We start from the raw sequence: 558 nt of genomic DNA on the forward strand, positions 1-558 counted from the left end.
GACGGCCGGACCGGCGGAGGCGCTGCTGCCGGCGCGGCCGATGCTGCTCGGTCACGTCCTCGCCGCGCTGGCCGCGGGATGGCTGCTGCGCCGGGGCGACCTGGCGCTGCTGCGCCTGGCCGACCTGTCCGCGCAGGGTGTCGCCGAAGGCGCCCTCGTGCGGTCGCTCCGCGGGGCGCTCGCCCTGGTGCGGGCCCTGCGCGCCGGACTCCCCGGCGCGCCCGAGGCGGGCCCGATCACCCCGCGCACCGCGCTGCTCGCACCGCTCCCGCCGCGCTCCGCGGGGCTGCACCACACGGTGGTCCGCCGCGGTCCCCCGGCCTCCGCCTCCGCACTCGCGCTCGCCGCCTGACGCGGGGCGACCCACCGTTCCGGGGTTTCCGGACGAGCTGAGGGGCGCCTCCGTGCGGCACGCGTGTGCGCCGGTTCCGCCGCGTGCGCCCGGCCGTCGTCCCGCCGAAGGAACGACCGGCCGTCCGCGCCGCGCATCCCTCACCGTCAGTGAAACCTCTACGAAGCGGAGTGCTTCTGCCATGAAGGCTTCCCGTATCGCCGCCG

General features: G+C 78.3%; 1 pseudogene. It reads left to right on the forward strand.

The annotated features are described in order from the left end of the window. A pseudogene (locus tag IE258_RS40895) lies at positions 1 to 352 on the forward strand (hypothetical protein); the annotation flags it as partial. Positions 353 to 558 lie beyond the last annotated feature (206 nt).

The organism is Streptomyces tendae, assembly GCF_014650435.1.
GTDB classification, from domain to species: Bacteria; Actinomycetota; Actinomycetes; order Streptomycetales; family Streptomycetaceae; genus Streptomyces; species Streptomyces tendae.